The organism is Paracoccus alcaliphilus, from assembly GCF_028553725.1.
Taxonomy (GTDB): domain Bacteria; phylum Pseudomonadota; class Alphaproteobacteria; order Rhodobacterales; family Rhodobacteraceae; genus Paracoccus; species Paracoccus alcaliphilus.
Map to the genome: position 1 here is coordinate 1,966,529 of NZ_CP067124.1, position 13,541 is coordinate 1,980,069.

Sequence of the window (13,541 nt, forward strand, 5' to 3'; positions counted from 1 at the left end):
CACGCCTGTCATGTCCGATAACAGCACACTTCACGACGTGAACAGCCCGCGCCTGCGCCCGGTGTCCGGCCAGCGTCGTTTCGGCAGTCTGCGCGCCATCGGCGCCCTGATGCTGCGCGAGATGTCCACCAGCTATGGAAAATCGGCGGGCGGCTATTTCTGGGCCATCGCCGAGCCGGTGGGCGGGATCGTCCTGCTGACCGTGATCTTTTCCGCCGGGTTCCGGACGCCGCCGATGGGCACCAATTTCGCGATCTTCTATGCCACGGGGATCGTTCCGTTCTTCACCTATATGACCATTTCGTCCAAGGTCAGCGCGGCGATCACCTATTCCAAGTCGTTGCTGGCCTATCCGGCGGTGACCTTCATGGATGCGTTGCTGGCCCGGATCGCGGTCAATGCGCTGACATATGCGCTGGTGGCCTATCTGATCTTCACGATGATCTATCTGACCCAGGACACCCGCACCGATCCGCAGATCGGCGGTATCGTGCTGTCGATTCTGATGACGATGTCGCTGGCCATCGGGGTCGGGACGATGAACTGCTTTCTGTTCGCCGCCTTCCCCTGGTGGCGTCATGTCTGGAGCATCGTGAACCGGCCCCTGTTCCTGTTGTCGGGCATCTTCTTCATCTATGACGATATCCCGCCGCCCTATCAGGACTGGCTGTGGTTCAATCCGCTGATCCATGTCGTCGGCCAGATGCGCAAAAGCTTTTATCCATCCTATTCAGGTGATTACGTCAACCTGATCTATTTCTTCAGTGTGTCGGCCAGCCTGACATTGGTCGGGCTGGCCATGCTGGTGCGTTACCACCGCGATCTGCAACACAGCTGAGCGGCTGCGTCAGTTGTGCGGATGGACCAGCCGCGCCAGCACCCCGTCGCGGGTGATCCGTCCGCCGCCTTCGACCGGCAGCGCGTCGCGGTCGGCCAGCAGCACCATCACGTCGCGCACGGCCATGTCGCGGGGGACGGTCGGCCCCTCGGCCTCGCCGGGCAGGGCCACATCGGCGGCGGTCAGCACCCCCAGAGGGTTCATGTGGGCCACGAAATCCGCGACGTAATCATTGACCGGATTGGCGATGATCTCGCGCGCGGTGCCGATCTGGACGATGCGCCCGCCCTCCATCAGCGCGATCCGGTTGCCCAGCTTGAAGGCTTCGTCCAGATCGTGGCTGACAAAGATGATGGTGCGCTGCGTCTTGGCCTGAAGCTCCAGCAACTCGTCCTGAAGCCGGGCGCGGATCAGCGGGTCCAGCGCGCTGAAGGGTTCGTCCATCAACAGGATCGGCGCCTCGGTGGCAAAGGCGCGGGCCAGACCGACGCGCTGCTGCATGCCGCCCGACAGCTCGCCCACCTTGCGTTCGGCCCATTCCGACAGGCCCACGGTCTGCAACTGCTGGTCCACCTTTTCGCGCCGGGCCGAGGCCGACATGCCCGCCAGCTCCAACCCCAGCCCGACATTCTCGCGCACGCTGCGCCAGGGCAGCAGGCCGAACTGCTGAAACACCATCGCCACATGGCGCAGCCGGATATCGCGCAGCGCCCGCCGCCCCGAGGCGGTGACCGAGATCATACGGGTTCCGTCCCAGACCCGGACCTCGCCCCGGCAGACATGGTTCAGCGCATTGACCGCGCGCAGCAGCGTCGATTTGCCCGAACCCGACAGCCCCATCAGCACCAGAATTTCGCCCTGACGGACATTCACGCTGCAATCATGGACACCCAGAACCTGCCCGGTTTCCTCCTTGATCGGGCCGCGGTCCAGACCTTCATCCATCAGCGGCAGCGCGGCGTCGGGATTGTCGCCAAAGACGATCGAGACATTGTCGAACTCGACGGCATTCGGGGCCGTCTGATCGGGGGCGTGGGTCATTTGCGTCCCTCCATGCGCAGCATCCGGTCCAGGAGGATCGCCACGATCACGATGACGAAGCCCGATTCGAAGCCAAGCGCGGTGTTCACGCTGTTCAGCGCCCGGACCACCGGCACGCCCAGCCCCGATGCGCCGACCAGTGCCGCGATCACGACCATCGACAGCGACAGCATGATGGTCTGGTTCAGCCCGGCCATGATCTGGGGCAGGGCGCTTGGCAATTCGACCTTCCACAGCAACTGGCGGTTGGTGGCGCCAAAGGCGCGCGCGGCCTCGATCAGCGAATCGGGGGTCGAGCTGATGCCAAGCTGCGTCAGCCGGATCGGGGCGGGCAGCACGAAGATCACCGTCGCGATCATGCCCGGCACCATGCCGATGCCGAAAAAGACGATGGCCGGGATCAGATAGACGAAGGTCGGCAGCGTCTGCATCAGGTCCAGCACCGGCCGCATCCACGCATAAAGCCGGGGCCGGTGGGCGGCGGCGATGCCGACGGGAACGCCGATGGCCATGCAGACGATGCAGGCCGACAACACCAGCGTCAGAGACTGCATCATCTCGGTCCAGTAATTCTGGTTCAGGATGAACAGCAGCCCCAGCGCCACCAGCAGGCAGGTGCGCCAGTTGCGTTGCAGCACCGCCGTCAGCACCACCGCCAGCAGGATGAACAGCAGCGGATGCGGCGCGTTCAGCGCCCCCAGAATGCGCGCGATCAGCCATTCCATGGCGCCGGACATGGCGTTGAAGATCCATCCCGCATTCGCGTTCAGCCAGTCAAAGACCGCTTTCGCGGTCCGGCCGACCGGTATCTTGTTGTCGGTCACCAGTCCGGTCAGTTGTTCCATGCGCGTCCTCTCGTTTCGGGAACCGGAGGGCGGGTCATGCGTGCCCATCCGGCCCTTGTGTCTGTCACGAGGACGCGGGCGCGGGCGCCCGCACCCCCGCCGGGATCAGCCGGCCAGAGCCTCGGTCAGGGCCGCCTGCGCGTCGTCGCCGTCAACCGTGGTCACACCTTCCAGCCAGGGCATGGCGGCATCGGGATTGGCCTTCAGCCATGTTTCCGCCGCCGCGGCCGGGGCCTGTCCGTCATTCAGGATCATGCCCATGACCTCGTTTTCCATCGCCAGCGTGAATTCCAGATTTTGCAGGAACTGGCCGATATTGGGGCATTCCTCGACAAAGCCGCTGCGGGTATTGGTGCGCACCTCGGCCCCGCCCAGATCGGGACCGAAGACATCGTCGCCGCCCTGCAGATAGGTCATCTCGAACTGGGCGTTCATCGGATGCGGCTCCCACCCCAGAAAGACCACCGGCTTGCCCGCACCATCGGCACGGGCGACCTGTGCCAGCATCCCCTGTTCACTGGATTCCACGATCTCGAAGGTGCCCAGCCCGAACTGATCCTCGGCCACCATCTCCAGCAGCAGGCGGTTGCCGTCATTGCCCGGCTCGATCCCCAGGATCTGGCCGCCAAGCGAGTCTTTCTGTTCGGCGATCTGCGCGAAATCGGTGATTCCCAGATCGGCGCCCGCCTTGTTGGTGGCCAGCGTGTATTTCGCGCCGGTCAGGTTGGTGCGCACCGTATCGACGGTTCCGGCATCGTCATAGGGGGCGATATCGGCCGCCATGGTCGGCATCCAGTTGCCCAGAAACACATCCACATCATCGGTGGACAGCGCCGTATAGGTCACCGGCACCGACAGGATCTTGGTCTCGGTCCGGTAACCAAGCGCCTCCAGCACCGTGGTCGTCAGCGCCGTCGTGGCGGTGATGTCGGACCAGCCCACATCCGAGAACACGATGCTGCGGCACTGGTCGGGCTCGGCCGCCGCGGCGGTGCCTGCGGTCAGCGCGGTCGCCAGCGCCAGACATAGGGCGGTGCGGGTTCGGGTCATTCTGGGCTCCCTGTTGTTGATTGACCAGTCAATTAAAAGTCGGCTAGATTAGAAACGCAACAAAAATCCCATCCACGGGTGCAGATCATGCCGAAACTTGGTGCCGAGCCTATCCGAAAAGCAGCTTTAATCAACGCCACGATCGCCGAGGTCGGGCGGATGGGATCGCTGGATGTGACCGTGGCGCAGATTGCCCGCGCCGCCGGAATGTCGCCTGCGCTGGCGCATCACTACTTCGGCTCGAAGGATCAGATGTTTCTGGCGGCGATGCGCCATATCCTGACCACCTATGCCCAAAGTGTGCGCGCATGCCTGCCCGGCACCGGCCCGCGCGGGCGGCTGGACGGGATCATCTCGGCCAGCTTTGCCCAAGCGAATTTCCGCCGCGAGGTGATCAGCGCATGGCTGAACTTCTATGCGCTGGCGCTGATCAACGAACAGGCGGCGCGGTTGCTGCGGGTCTATCACCGCCGGTTGCATTCCAATCTGGTCGTGGCCCTGGGCGACCTGACCACGCGGCCCGACGACATCGCGCGCACGCTGGGGGCGCTGATCGACGGCGTCTATCTGCGCGAGGTGCTGATGTCGGGGCCGACCGATGCCGCAGGTGCCACCGACACCATCAACGCCTATCTGGACGAGGTCCTTGCATGAACCTGAACGCCCAACCCACAGCCAGCCTGTTCATCGACGGCCGTCCCGTCGAGGGCGAGGGCGCGGCGCTGCCGGTCTTTTACCCCTATACCGGTCAGGAAATCGCCACTCTGCGCGAGGCCAGCACCGATCAGGTGGCGCTGGCCTGTCAGGCGGCGGCCCGCGCGCAACCCGCTTGGGCGGCGCTGGCCCCCGTTGATCGTGCCCGCGTCCTGTCCCGTGCCGCCGCCATCATCCGCGCCCGCAACGACGAGTTGTCGCGACTGGAGACGCTGGATACCGGCAAGCCGATTCAGGAAACGCTGATCGCGGATTGGGAATCGGGGGCGCAGGCGCTGGAATATTTCGCCGGTCTTGGCCCCACGCTGACCGGGCAGATGATCCCTCTGGGCCGCGATTGGGCCTATACGCGGCGCGAACCCCTGGGCGTCTGCGCGGGGATCGGGGCCTGGAACTATCCCAGCCAGATCGCCTGCTGGAAGGCTGCGCCGGCGCTGATCATGGGCAATGCGATGGTGTTCAAGCCCTCCGAGGAAACCCCGCTGGGGGCATTGCAGTTGGCCGCGATCCTGACCGAGGCCGGGCTGCCCGCCGGTATCTTCAACGTGGTGCAGGGCGGCGGTGCGGTTGGCGCGGCGCTGGTCACGGATGTGAATGTCGCCAAGGTCTCGCTGACCGGATCGGTGCCGACGGGGCGGCGCGTCTATGCCGCCGCCGCCGAAGGGATGCGCCATGTCACGATGGAACTGGGCGGCAAGTCGCCGCTGATCGTCTTTGACGATGCCAGCCTTGAGGATGCCGTGGGCGCGGCCATGCTGGCGAATTTCTATTCCTCGGGGCAGATCTGTTCCAACGGGACGCGGGTTTTCGTGCAAGAGGGCATCCGGGACGCCTTCCTGCGCCGCCTTGCCGAACGCGCGGCCACGATCCGCATGGGCGATCCGCTGGACGCTGAGACCCAGCACGGCCCCATCACCAGCCCCGCGCAGGCCGAAAAAATCCGCGCCGCCATCGCGGCGGGTCAGGCGGCTGGCGCGCGGCTGGTCTGCGGCGGCCCGGGCGAGGGCGCCTTCATTCCGCCCACGGTCTTTGCCGATGCGACCGACGACATGACCATCGCCCGCGACGAGATCTTCGGCCCGGTGATGACGACGCTGACCTTCCGCGACGAGGCCGAGGTCATCGCCCGCGCCAATGCCACCGGCTTCGGACTGGCGGCGGGGGTGTTCACGCAGGACCTGACCCGCGCCCATCGCGTCACCGCCGGGCTTCAGGCGGGAACCTGCTGGATCAACGCCTATAACCTGACCCCGGTCGAGATGCCCTTCGGCGGCGTCAAGCAATCCGGCATCGGCCGCGAGAACTCTGCTGCAGCCATCGAACATTATTCGCAACTGAAATCCGTCTATGTCGGGATGGGCCCCGTCGAGGCGCCCTATTGATCCCGTGAACACACAGGAGAACGGCCATGTCTGTCTCGGATTACGTCATCGTCGGTGCAGGCAGCGCCGGCTGCGCGCTGGCCTATCGGCTGACCGAGGCCGGCCACAGCGTCACCCTGATCGAATATGGCGGCAGCGATATCGGCCCCTTCATCCAGATGCCCGCCGCGCTGTCCTATCCGATGAACATGCCGCGCTATGACTGGGGCTTTTCCACCGAACCCGAACCGCATCTGGGCGGTCGCCGTCTGGCCACCCCGCGCGGCAAGGTGATCGGCGGATCGTCGTCGATCAACGGCATGGTCTTCGTGCGCGGTCACCGCAAGGATTTCGACCATTGGGCGGCATCGGGGGCGACCGGCTGGGGCTATGAGGATGTGCTGCCCTATTTCAAGCGGATGGAGACATGGCATGGTGGCACATCTGAATGGCGTGGAACCGACGGCCCGCTGCATGTGACGCGCGGGCCGCGCGACAACCCGCTGTTCGACGCCTTCATCGAGGCCGGTCAGCAGGCGGGCTGGCCCTATACGGCTGACTATAACGGCGAGGATCAGGAAGGCTTCGGCCCGATGGAGGCCACGATCTGGCAGGGCAGGCGCTGGTCGGCGGCCAATGCCTATCTGCGTCCGGCGCAAAAAACCGGGCGGGTCACGCTCATCCGCGCGCTTGCCCGCCGCGTCACCTTCCACGATGGCCGCGCCACGGGGGTCGAGATCACCCGCAACGGCCAGATCGAGACCATCCCCGCCGCGCGCGAGGTGATCCTGTCGGCCAGTTCGATCAATACCCCGAAACTGCTGATGCTGTCGGGCATCGGCCCCGCCGGGCATCTGCGCGAACACGGGATCGAGGTGCTGGCCGACCGCCCCGGCGTCGGCGCGAACCTTCAGGATCATCTGGAGGTCTATATGCAATACAAATCACTGCAGCCGGTCACGCTTTACAGCCATTACAACCTGTTCGGAAAGGGTATGGTGGGCGCGGAATGGATGGTGCTGAAAAGCGGTCTGGGCACATCGAACCAGTTCGAAAGCTGCGGCTTCATCCGCTCTTCCGATCAGGTGGACTATCCCGATATCCAATATCACTTCCTGCCGCTGGCGGTCCGTTACGATGGTAAATCGGCGGTCGAGGGGCATGGATTTCAGGTCCATGTCGGCCCGATGCGCTCGAAATCGCGCGGCAGGATCAGCCTCAATTCCGCCGATCCCGACCAACCGCCCCGGATCAGCTTCGACTATATGTCGCATGCGGACGACTGGACCGAATTCCGCGCCTGCATCCGCCTGACACGCCGGATCTTCGACCAGCCTGCCTTCAGACCCTATCGCGGCGACGAGATCCAGCCCGGCGCATCAGTGCAAAGCGATGCGGAAATCGACGCCTTCATCCGCGACCACGCCGAATCGGCCTTCCACCCCTGTGGCACCGCGCGCATGGGCGCGGCGGATGATCCCGGCGCGGTTGTTGATCCCGACCTGAGCGTCATCGGGGTGCAGGGGTTGCGCGTGGCCGACAGCTCGATCTTTCCACGCATCACCAACGGCAACCTGAACGCCCCCTCGATCATGACCGGCGAAAAGGCCGCCGACCATATCCTGGGCCGGATCGGATCCCTGCCTGACGAGACGCGGCACGACCCCGCCCCGGAACATGCGGCCCGATAACCCTATCTTTGGTGCATGAAATATCCCGGGGGAGCGCAAGCCGGACCCCATTGAGGGGTCCGGCTTGCGCGGGGGCAGAGCCCCCGGCCACCGCGCCACCTCGACCGTTCCTGTCAGCCGCCGGTATGGCTCATATGCCGGGTCATCTGTCCGCCGATTCCCTGACGGGAATAGTCGAAATCATGCCCCTTGGGCTTCAGGGCGATGGCCTCGCGAATCGCATCGCGCAGCAATCCGTCATCTTCGGATGCGCGCAACGGCCGGCGCAGATCGGCGCGGTCCTCCTGCCCCAGACACATATACAGCTCACCCGTGCAGGTCAGTCGCACCCGGTTGCAGCTTTCGCAGAAATTATGCGTCAGCGGCGTGATGAAACCGATCTTCTGCCCGGTCTGCTGCAAGCGGACATAGCGCGCCGGGCCACCGCTGCGCTCGGCCAGATCGAGCAGGGTGAAACGTTCGGCCAGCCGCGCGCGCAGATCGCTCAGCGGCCAGTATTGACCCAGCCGGTCCTCGCCCTCCAGATCGCCCATCGGCATGACCTCGATGAAGGTCAGGTCGTGATCCTCGGCCGCGCACCAGGCGAGCAGATCGAACAGTTCATCCTCGTTGAAACCCTTCAGCGCAACGGTATTGATCTTGACGCGCAGCCCGGCGGCCTTCGCCGCCTCTATCCCGCGAAGCACCTGCGGCAGCCGGCCCCAGCGGGTGACCCTGGCAAATTTATCCTCGTCCAGCGTATCGAGCGAGACATTGACCCGCCGCACGCCACATTCCGCCAGTTCATCGGCGAAACGTCCCAGCTGGCTGCCATTCGTGGTCAGCGTCAACTCGTCCAGACCCTGACCCAGATGCCGCGACATCTGCCGAAAGAAACCCATGATGCCGCGTCGCACCAGGGGTTCGCCGCCGGTGATCCGCAGCTTGCTCACGCCCAGCCCCACGAAGGCGGTGCACAGGCGGTCCAGTTCCTCCAGCGTCAGCAGCTCGGCCTTGGGCAGGAACTGCATATGTTCGGCCATGCAATAGACACAGCGAAAATCACAACGATCCGTGACCGAGACCCGCAAATAGGTGATCGGCCGGGCATAGGGATCGACAAGCGGTGCAATGACGGCGGGTTCCATATCCCTCATCTAAGCGTGATCGCCGCGTGTTACAAGAAAGCGCCGATCACGCAAGCGATGGTGGACCTGCGCTTCGGCCTCGGGATAACCTGCGCCTGACAGCGATCTTACACGGAGCCTTCGCGATGCACCTGCCACGCCACCACGTCTGGATCCTTCTGCCCATGCTGGCGCTGGCCGGTTGCAATCAGGCGGCCACGACGGCATCGCGCCCGGCGGCCGACGCCTCGCCCGAACTGATCGGCGCCGCCAGCAATGTGGCGACCGCCGTCACCCGCGCCCCCGCGCCACGCCCCGCCGCCCGCTCGACCGTGGCGCAGCTGGATACCACCACGGCCGAGCAGCGCGCCGCCGCTGCCCGACCCGCACAAAGTGCCGAGACGCGGCTGGGCACCACCGTGGCCTCGCTTGGCGATGCGACACGGTCGGGCTTCTGGATCCGCACGCCGCTGGTCAAGGAACCGGCGATGGGGCGGCTGCGCAACCCCGCCAACGGCAAATCCGCGCAGGTCGAGTTGCTGCCGCTGGACGGGCCGGCCAGCGCGGGCAGTCAGGTCTCGCTTCCGGCGCTGCAATTGCTGGGGGTGTCGCTGACCGCGCTGCCCACGCTGGAGGTCTTCAAGTCGTGATGCGCCGCGCGGCTTCGCGCCGCGCAAAAGGCTTCATCCGCGCGCCATACTCGTCCAGAAACGCCCGTGCACGATCCGAATCACGCTTGGACAGATGGTAAAGCCAGTCGGCGATGGCCTTCTGGATCGGCCATTCTCCGTCATCGGCCAGATCGGCGGCCCATGCCAGAATCCGTTCGCGGATGGCCAGATCGGCGGGTTTGGGATGGTTCATCTTGGCCCAGGGCAGGGTGCCGGTCAGGGCGGCGCGCCGTTTCCACGGATTGGCATCACGGGTCCAGGGTTCCAGCTGATCCAGCCGGGCCGGTTCCGCCAGCAGCCGCTTCTGCGCCGCGATCATGGCGCTGTCGCTGATCGCCAGACTGTCGAAATCCCCGGCCCAGAGGGTGATCAGCCGCCAGACCTCTCCGTCATCGGGCATCCGCGCCTGCGTCAGCAGCTTGGCGGCGGCAATCCGCGCCTCGTGGATGTCGGTGACCCACAGCCGCGCCGCCAGCGCCACCCGCCCGGCCAGATCCCGCTCGGCACGCCAGCCCGCGACCAGCGCCTCGATCGCCTGACTGCTCACCCCCAGATAGAGCCGGTCGGCCTTGTGATAGCCCGCCATCTTCGCCACCCTGCCGGGATCGGCCTCGGCCTCCAGCGCCTTCAGTTCCTGCATGCAGCACCTCGCTTTGCGGCCTTTCTAGGAACTGCGCCCGAAAGCCTCAAGAAGTTGGTGGAGATGGCCGCCCGTCGCGGCTAGAAGAGGCTGCGCGATGATCTGGCCGCCCATCCGGCCCGCCGATAACAGAAGGAATTCCGTGATGTCCCATGCCGGTGACCCCCAACCGATGACCTCTCGTCCCAGTGGCAGCCTGCGGGGCGAGGCGCAGGTGCCCGGCGACAAGTCGGTCAGCCATCGGGCGCTGATCCTCGGGGCGCTGGCGGTGGGGGAAACCCGGATCACCGGGCTGCTGGAAGGGCAGGACATTCTGGACACCGCCAAAGCGATGCAGGCTTTCGGGGCGCAGGTCGAACGCCAGGGCCCCGGCGAATGGTCGGTGCATGGGGTCGGAACCGGCGGCTTCGGCGAACCTGAAACGGCTATTGACTGTGGCAATTCCGGCACCGGCGTGCGGCTTATCATGGGGGCGATGGCCACCACCCCGGTCAGCGCGACCTTCACCGGCGATGCCAGCCTGTCGCGCCGCCCGATGGCGCGGGTGACCGATCCGCTGGCCATGTTCGGCGCCGAAATCACCGCGCGAGAGGGCGGCCGCCTGCCGGTCACCATCCGCGGCGCCACCGATCCGGTGCCGGTCAGCTATCGCTCGCCGGTGGCCAGCGCTCAGATCAAATCCGCGATCCTGCTGGCCGGCCTGAACGCGCCGGGCGAAACCGTGGTGACCGAACCCGAACAGACCCGCGACCATACCGAACGGATGCTGGCGGGATTCGGCGCGCAGGTCCGGACCGAAACCACGCCCGAGGGCCATGTCGTCCGCCTGACCGGACGGCCCGAACTGCGCGCCCAGTCGGTCGCGGTGCCGCGCGACCCCTCCAGCGCGGCTTTCCCGGTGGCAGCGGCCCTGATCGTGCCCGGATCCGAGATCCGCGTCCCCGGCGTCAGCCGCAACCCGACGCGCGACGGCCTCTATACAACCTTGCAAGAGATGGGCGCCGACATCACCTTCGAAAACGACCGCATCGAAGGCGGAGAGCCCGTGGCCGACCTGCTGATCCGCCACAGCCGGCTGAAAGGCGTCAACGTCCCGGCCGAACGCGCCTCCTCGATGATCGACGAATTCCCGATCCTGTCGGTGATCGCCGCCTTCGCCGAAGGCAAGACGGTGATGAACGGCGTCGCGGAATTGCGGGTGAAGGAAAGCGACCGCATCGACGCCATGGCGCGCGGACTGGAAGCGAATGGCGTCAGGGTCGAGGAAACGCCCGACAGCATGACCGTCCACGGCATGCAGAAGGTGCCGGGCGGCGGTCGCGCGGCCACCCATCTCGATCACCGCATCGCCATGTCCTTCCTCGTCCTCGGCCTGGCGACACAGGCGCCGGTCAGCATCGACGACGGCGGCCCGATCGCGACCTCCTTCCCTGATTTCCTGCCGCTGATGCAGGGCCTCGGCGCCGATCTGGGCTGACCCGCCCCTATCTTTGGTGTCTCAAATATCCCGGGGGAAGCCCTGAAGACCCCGTCGAGGGGCCTTCAGGGCTGGGGGCAGAGCCCCCGGACCCGGCCACTACTCAGCGCTTCAATTCCGACAGGGCGCCCGCGATCTCGTCCAGAACCGCGGGATCGTCGATGGTGGCGGGCATCTTGTATTCCTCGCCATCCGCGATCCTGGCCATGGTTGCGCGCAGGATCTTGCCCGAGCGGGTCTTGGGCAGGCGCTCGACCACGCAGGCGTTCTTGAATGCGGCGACCGGGCCGATCTGATCGCGGACCATGCCAACGACCTCGCGGATCACCTGTTCGTGGCTGGTCCCGATGCCCTTCTTCAGACACAGAAAACCAAGCGGAGTCTGCCCCTTCAGCGTATCGGCGATGCCGATCACCGCGCATTCCGCCACCGCCGGATGTGCCGACAGGACTTCCTCCATCGCGCCGGTGGACAGCCGGTGACCCGCGACATTGATCACGTCATCGGTGCGCGCCATGATATAGAGATAGCCCTCCTCATCGACATAGCCCGCATCGCCGGTCTCGTAAAAACCGGGGAAATGCGCCAGATAGGACGTCACGAAGCGCCCTTCCGCATTCCACAGCGTCGGCAGGGTGCCGGGCGGCAGGGGCAAGCGGATGGCGATGGCTCCCAGCGTGCCGGGGGCGACCGGATGGCCCGCCTCGTCCAGCACCTGCACGTCATAGCCGGGCATCGGCAGGGTCGGGCTGCCCTTCTTGACCGGCAGCAGCTCGATCCCGGCGGGATTGGCGGCGATGGCCCAGCCGGTCTCGGTCTGCCACCAGTGATCGATCACCGGCACGCCCAGCCGATCCTCGGCCCATTGGATGGTGTCGGGATCGGCGCGTTCGCCCGCCAGAAACAGGATCTTCAGGCCGGACAGATCGTATTGTCCGATCAGCTTGCCCTCGGGATCCTCTCGCTTGACGGCGCGGATCGCGGTCGGCGCGGTGAAGAAACTCTTGACGCCGTGATCGCGGATCACCCGCCAGAAGGTGCCCGCATCGGGGGTGCCGACGGGCTTGCCCTCGAAGACGATGGTGGTGGCGCCAGCGATCAGCGGGCCGTAACAGATATAGCTGTGACCGACGACCCAGCCCACATCCGAGGCCGCCCAGAACACATCCCCCGCCCCGATGTCATAGATGTTCCGCATCGACCAGTTCAGCGCCACCAGGTGCCCGGCGGTATGACGAACCACGCCCTTGGGCTGCCCGGTCGTGCCCGAGGTATAGAGGATATAGGCGGGATGGTTGCCTTCGACCGGGACGCAATCGGCGGGTTCGGTCCCGTATTGGAAACCGTGCCAGCTGACGTCGCGCCCCTCGGTCAGTTGCGCAACCTCTTGTTCGCGCTGGAAGATGACGCAGAAATCCGGTTTGTGGCTGGCCAGATCGATGGCCTTGTCCAGAAGCGGCTTGTAATGGACGACGCGCCCCGGCTCCAACCCGCAAGAGGCCGCGATGATCGCCTTCGGTCTGGCATCGTCCAGACGCACCGCCAGCTCATTCGCGGCAAAACCCCCGAACACAACCGAATGGATCGCCCCCAGACGGGCGCAGGCCAGCATCGCCTCCAGCGCCTCGGGGATCATCGGCATATAGATGACGACACGGTCGCCCTTTTCGATCCCTCTGGCGCGCAGCGCCCCGGCAAGGCTGGCGACGCGGTTGCGCAGCTCGGCATAGGTGATGCTGCGATGCGACAGGGTGATCGGGCTGTCATGGATGATGGCGATCTGGTCGCCGCGCCCGGCCTCGACATGGCGATCCACGGCATTCCAGCAGGTGTTCACGCGACCATCGGCGAACCATTCCCCGGCCGGACCCTGATCGAAGAATGCGCGGCTGGGGGGCTGGTCCCAGTCGATCTGCGCGGCGGCCTCCATCCAGAATTGCTCGGGGTTTTCTTTCCACCCCTGATACAGATCGCGATACGACATCATAACCCTCCCTGAGCATGATGGTTTGTTACGCAGGCAAAGCGGTTTCACGCAACCATGTTAGCGGTGGAGGACGGCACCGCCGGGGTCGATTTTGCATAATCCGGCCAATTATTGCTGCGC

12 protein-coding genes are annotated in these 13,541 nt (G+C 65.5%); 6 read left to right on the forward strand and 6 right to left on the reverse strand.

Annotation, left to right across the window (positions count from 1 at the left end):
* Positions 1-10 precede the first annotated feature (10 nt).
* Positions 11-838, forward strand: a complete 828-nt coding sequence (locus JHW40_RS10085; protein WP_090610171.1) for an ABC transporter permease — start codon at positions 11-13, stop codon at positions 836-838.
* Positions 839-847: 9 nt separating this feature from the next.
* Here JHW40_RS10085 and choV read toward each other — a convergent pair whose 3' ends face one another.
* From choV to choX, 3 genes are all read right to left on the reverse strand, one after another.
* Entirely contained in the window at positions 848-1,879 is a 1,032-nt protein-coding gene (gene choV, locus JHW40_RS10090; RefSeq protein WP_090610170.1) for a choline ABC transporter ATP-binding protein, read from the reverse strand.
* Entirely contained in the window at positions 1,876-2,724 is an 849-nt protein-coding gene (choW, locus tag JHW40_RS10095; RefSeq protein WP_090610169.1) for a choline ABC transporter permease subunit, read from the reverse strand. Before choW ends, choV begins: the two co-directional genes overlap by 4 nt.
* Before the next feature lie 105 nt (positions 2,725-2,829).
* Positions 2,830-3,774, reverse strand: a complete 945-nt coding sequence (gene choX / locus JHW40_RS10100; protein ID WP_090610168.1) for a choline ABC transporter substrate-binding protein — start codon at positions 3,772-3,774, stop codon at positions 2,830-2,832.
* Between the two features lie 87 nt (positions 3,775-3,861).
* Between choX and betI the strand changes: the two genes are divergently transcribed.
* The 3 genes from betI to betA are packed head-to-tail and all read left to right on the forward strand — an operon-like array spanning position 3,862 to position 7,540.
* Positions 3,862-4,428: a choline-binding transcriptional repressor BetI gene (gene betI, locus JHW40_RS10105; RefSeq protein WP_090610238.1), complete on the forward strand. Its 567-nt coding sequence runs from the start codon at positions 3,862-3,864 to the stop codon at positions 4,426-4,428.
* 2 nt (positions 4,429-4,430) lie between these two features.
* On the forward strand, positions 4,431-5,870 hold the full coding sequence (gene betB, locus JHW40_RS10110; RefSeq protein ID WP_170851694.1) for a betaine-aldehyde dehydrogenase: 1,440 nt from the start codon (positions 4,431-4,433) through the stop codon (positions 5,868-5,870).
* 26 nt (positions 5,871-5,896) lie between these two features.
* Positions 5,897-7,540 (forward strand): choline dehydrogenase, encoded by a 1,644-nt coding sequence (gene betA / locus JHW40_RS10115; RefSeq protein WP_090610166.1) that lies wholly within the window; start codon positions 5,897-5,899, stop codon positions 7,538-7,540.
* A 113-nt stretch (positions 7,541-7,653) separates the two neighbouring features.
* Here the strand turns inward: betA and moaA are convergent, their stop codons facing one another.
* On the reverse strand, positions 7,654-8,667 hold the full coding sequence (moaA, locus tag JHW40_RS10120; RefSeq protein ID WP_170851693.1) for a GTP 3',8-cyclase MoaA: 1,014 nt from the start codon (positions 8,665-8,667) through the stop codon (positions 7,654-7,656).
* A gap of 125 nt (positions 8,668-8,792) precedes the next feature.
* On the opposite strand from moaA, the gene JHW40_RS10125 reads away from it, so the two are divergent.
* Entirely contained in the window at positions 8,793-9,296 is a 504-nt protein-coding gene (locus JHW40_RS10125) for a hypothetical protein (protein ID WP_090610164.1), read from the forward strand.
* Here the strand turns inward: JHW40_RS10125 and JHW40_RS10130 are convergent.
* Positions 9,286-9,957, reverse strand: coding sequence for a DNA alkylation repair protein (locus tag JHW40_RS10130; protein ID WP_090610163.1), 672 nt, complete (start codon positions 9,955-9,957; stop codon positions 9,286-9,288). The genes JHW40_RS10125 and JHW40_RS10130 overlap by 11 nt on opposite strands.
* 145 nt (positions 9,958-10,102) lie before the next feature.
* On the opposite strand from JHW40_RS10130, the gene aroA reads away from it, so the two are divergent.
* Positions 10,103-11,434 (forward strand): 3-phosphoshikimate 1-carboxyvinyltransferase, encoded by a 1,332-nt coding sequence (gene aroA, locus JHW40_RS10135; RefSeq protein ID WP_090610237.1) that lies wholly within the window; start codon positions 10,103-10,105, stop codon positions 11,432-11,434.
* A gap of 103 nt (positions 11,435-11,537) precedes the next feature.
* Here aroA and JHW40_RS10140 read toward each other — a convergent pair whose 3' ends face one another.
* Positions 11,538-13,418 (reverse strand): propionyl-CoA synthetase, encoded by a 1,881-nt coding sequence (locus JHW40_RS10140; RefSeq protein ID WP_090610236.1) that lies wholly within the window; start codon positions 13,416-13,418, stop codon positions 11,538-11,540.
* Positions 13,419-13,541 lie beyond the last annotated feature (123 nt).

Excerpts from the sequence above, each read along its gene's own strand:
- moaA (WP_170851693.1), bottom strand. The coding sequence starts at position 8,667 with ATGGAACCCGCCGTCATTGCACCGCTTGTCGATCCCTATGCCCGGCCG.
- choX (WP_090610168.1), bottom strand. The coding sequence starts at position 3,774 with ATGACCCGAACCCGCACCGCCCTATGTCTGGCGCTGGCGACCGCGCTG.
- betA (WP_090610166.1), top strand. The coding sequence starts at position 5,897 with ATGTCTGTCTCGGATTACGTCATCGTCGGTGCAGGCAGCGCCGGCTGC.
- JHW40_RS10130 (WP_090610163.1), bottom strand. The coding sequence starts at position 9,957 with ATGCAGGAACTGAAGGCGCTGGAGGCCGAGGCCGATCCCGGCAGGGTG.
- betI (WP_090610238.1), top strand. The coding sequence starts at position 3,862 with ATGCCGAAACTTGGTGCCGAGCCTATCCGAAAAGCAGCTTTAATCAAC.
- choV (WP_090610170.1), bottom strand. The coding sequence starts at position 1,879 with ATGACCCACGCCCCCGATCAGACGGCCCCGAATGCCGTCGAGTTCGAC.
- JHW40_RS10140 (WP_090610236.1), bottom strand. The coding sequence starts at position 13,418 with ATGTCGTATCGCGATCTGTATCAGGGGTGGAAAGAAAACCCCGAGCAA.
- aroA (WP_090610237.1), top strand. The coding sequence starts at position 10,103 with ATGTCCCATGCCGGTGACCCCCAACCGATGACCTCTCGTCCCAGTGGC.
- JHW40_RS10125 (WP_090610164.1), top strand. The coding sequence starts at position 8,793 with ATGCACCTGCCACGCCACCACGTCTGGATCCTTCTGCCCATGCTGGCG.
- JHW40_RS10085 (WP_090610171.1), top strand. The coding sequence starts at position 11 with ATGTCCGATAACAGCACACTTCACGACGTGAACAGCCCGCGCCTGCGC.
- choW (WP_090610169.1), bottom strand. The coding sequence starts at position 2,724 with ATGGAACAACTGACCGGACTGGTGACCGACAACAAGATACCGGTCGGC.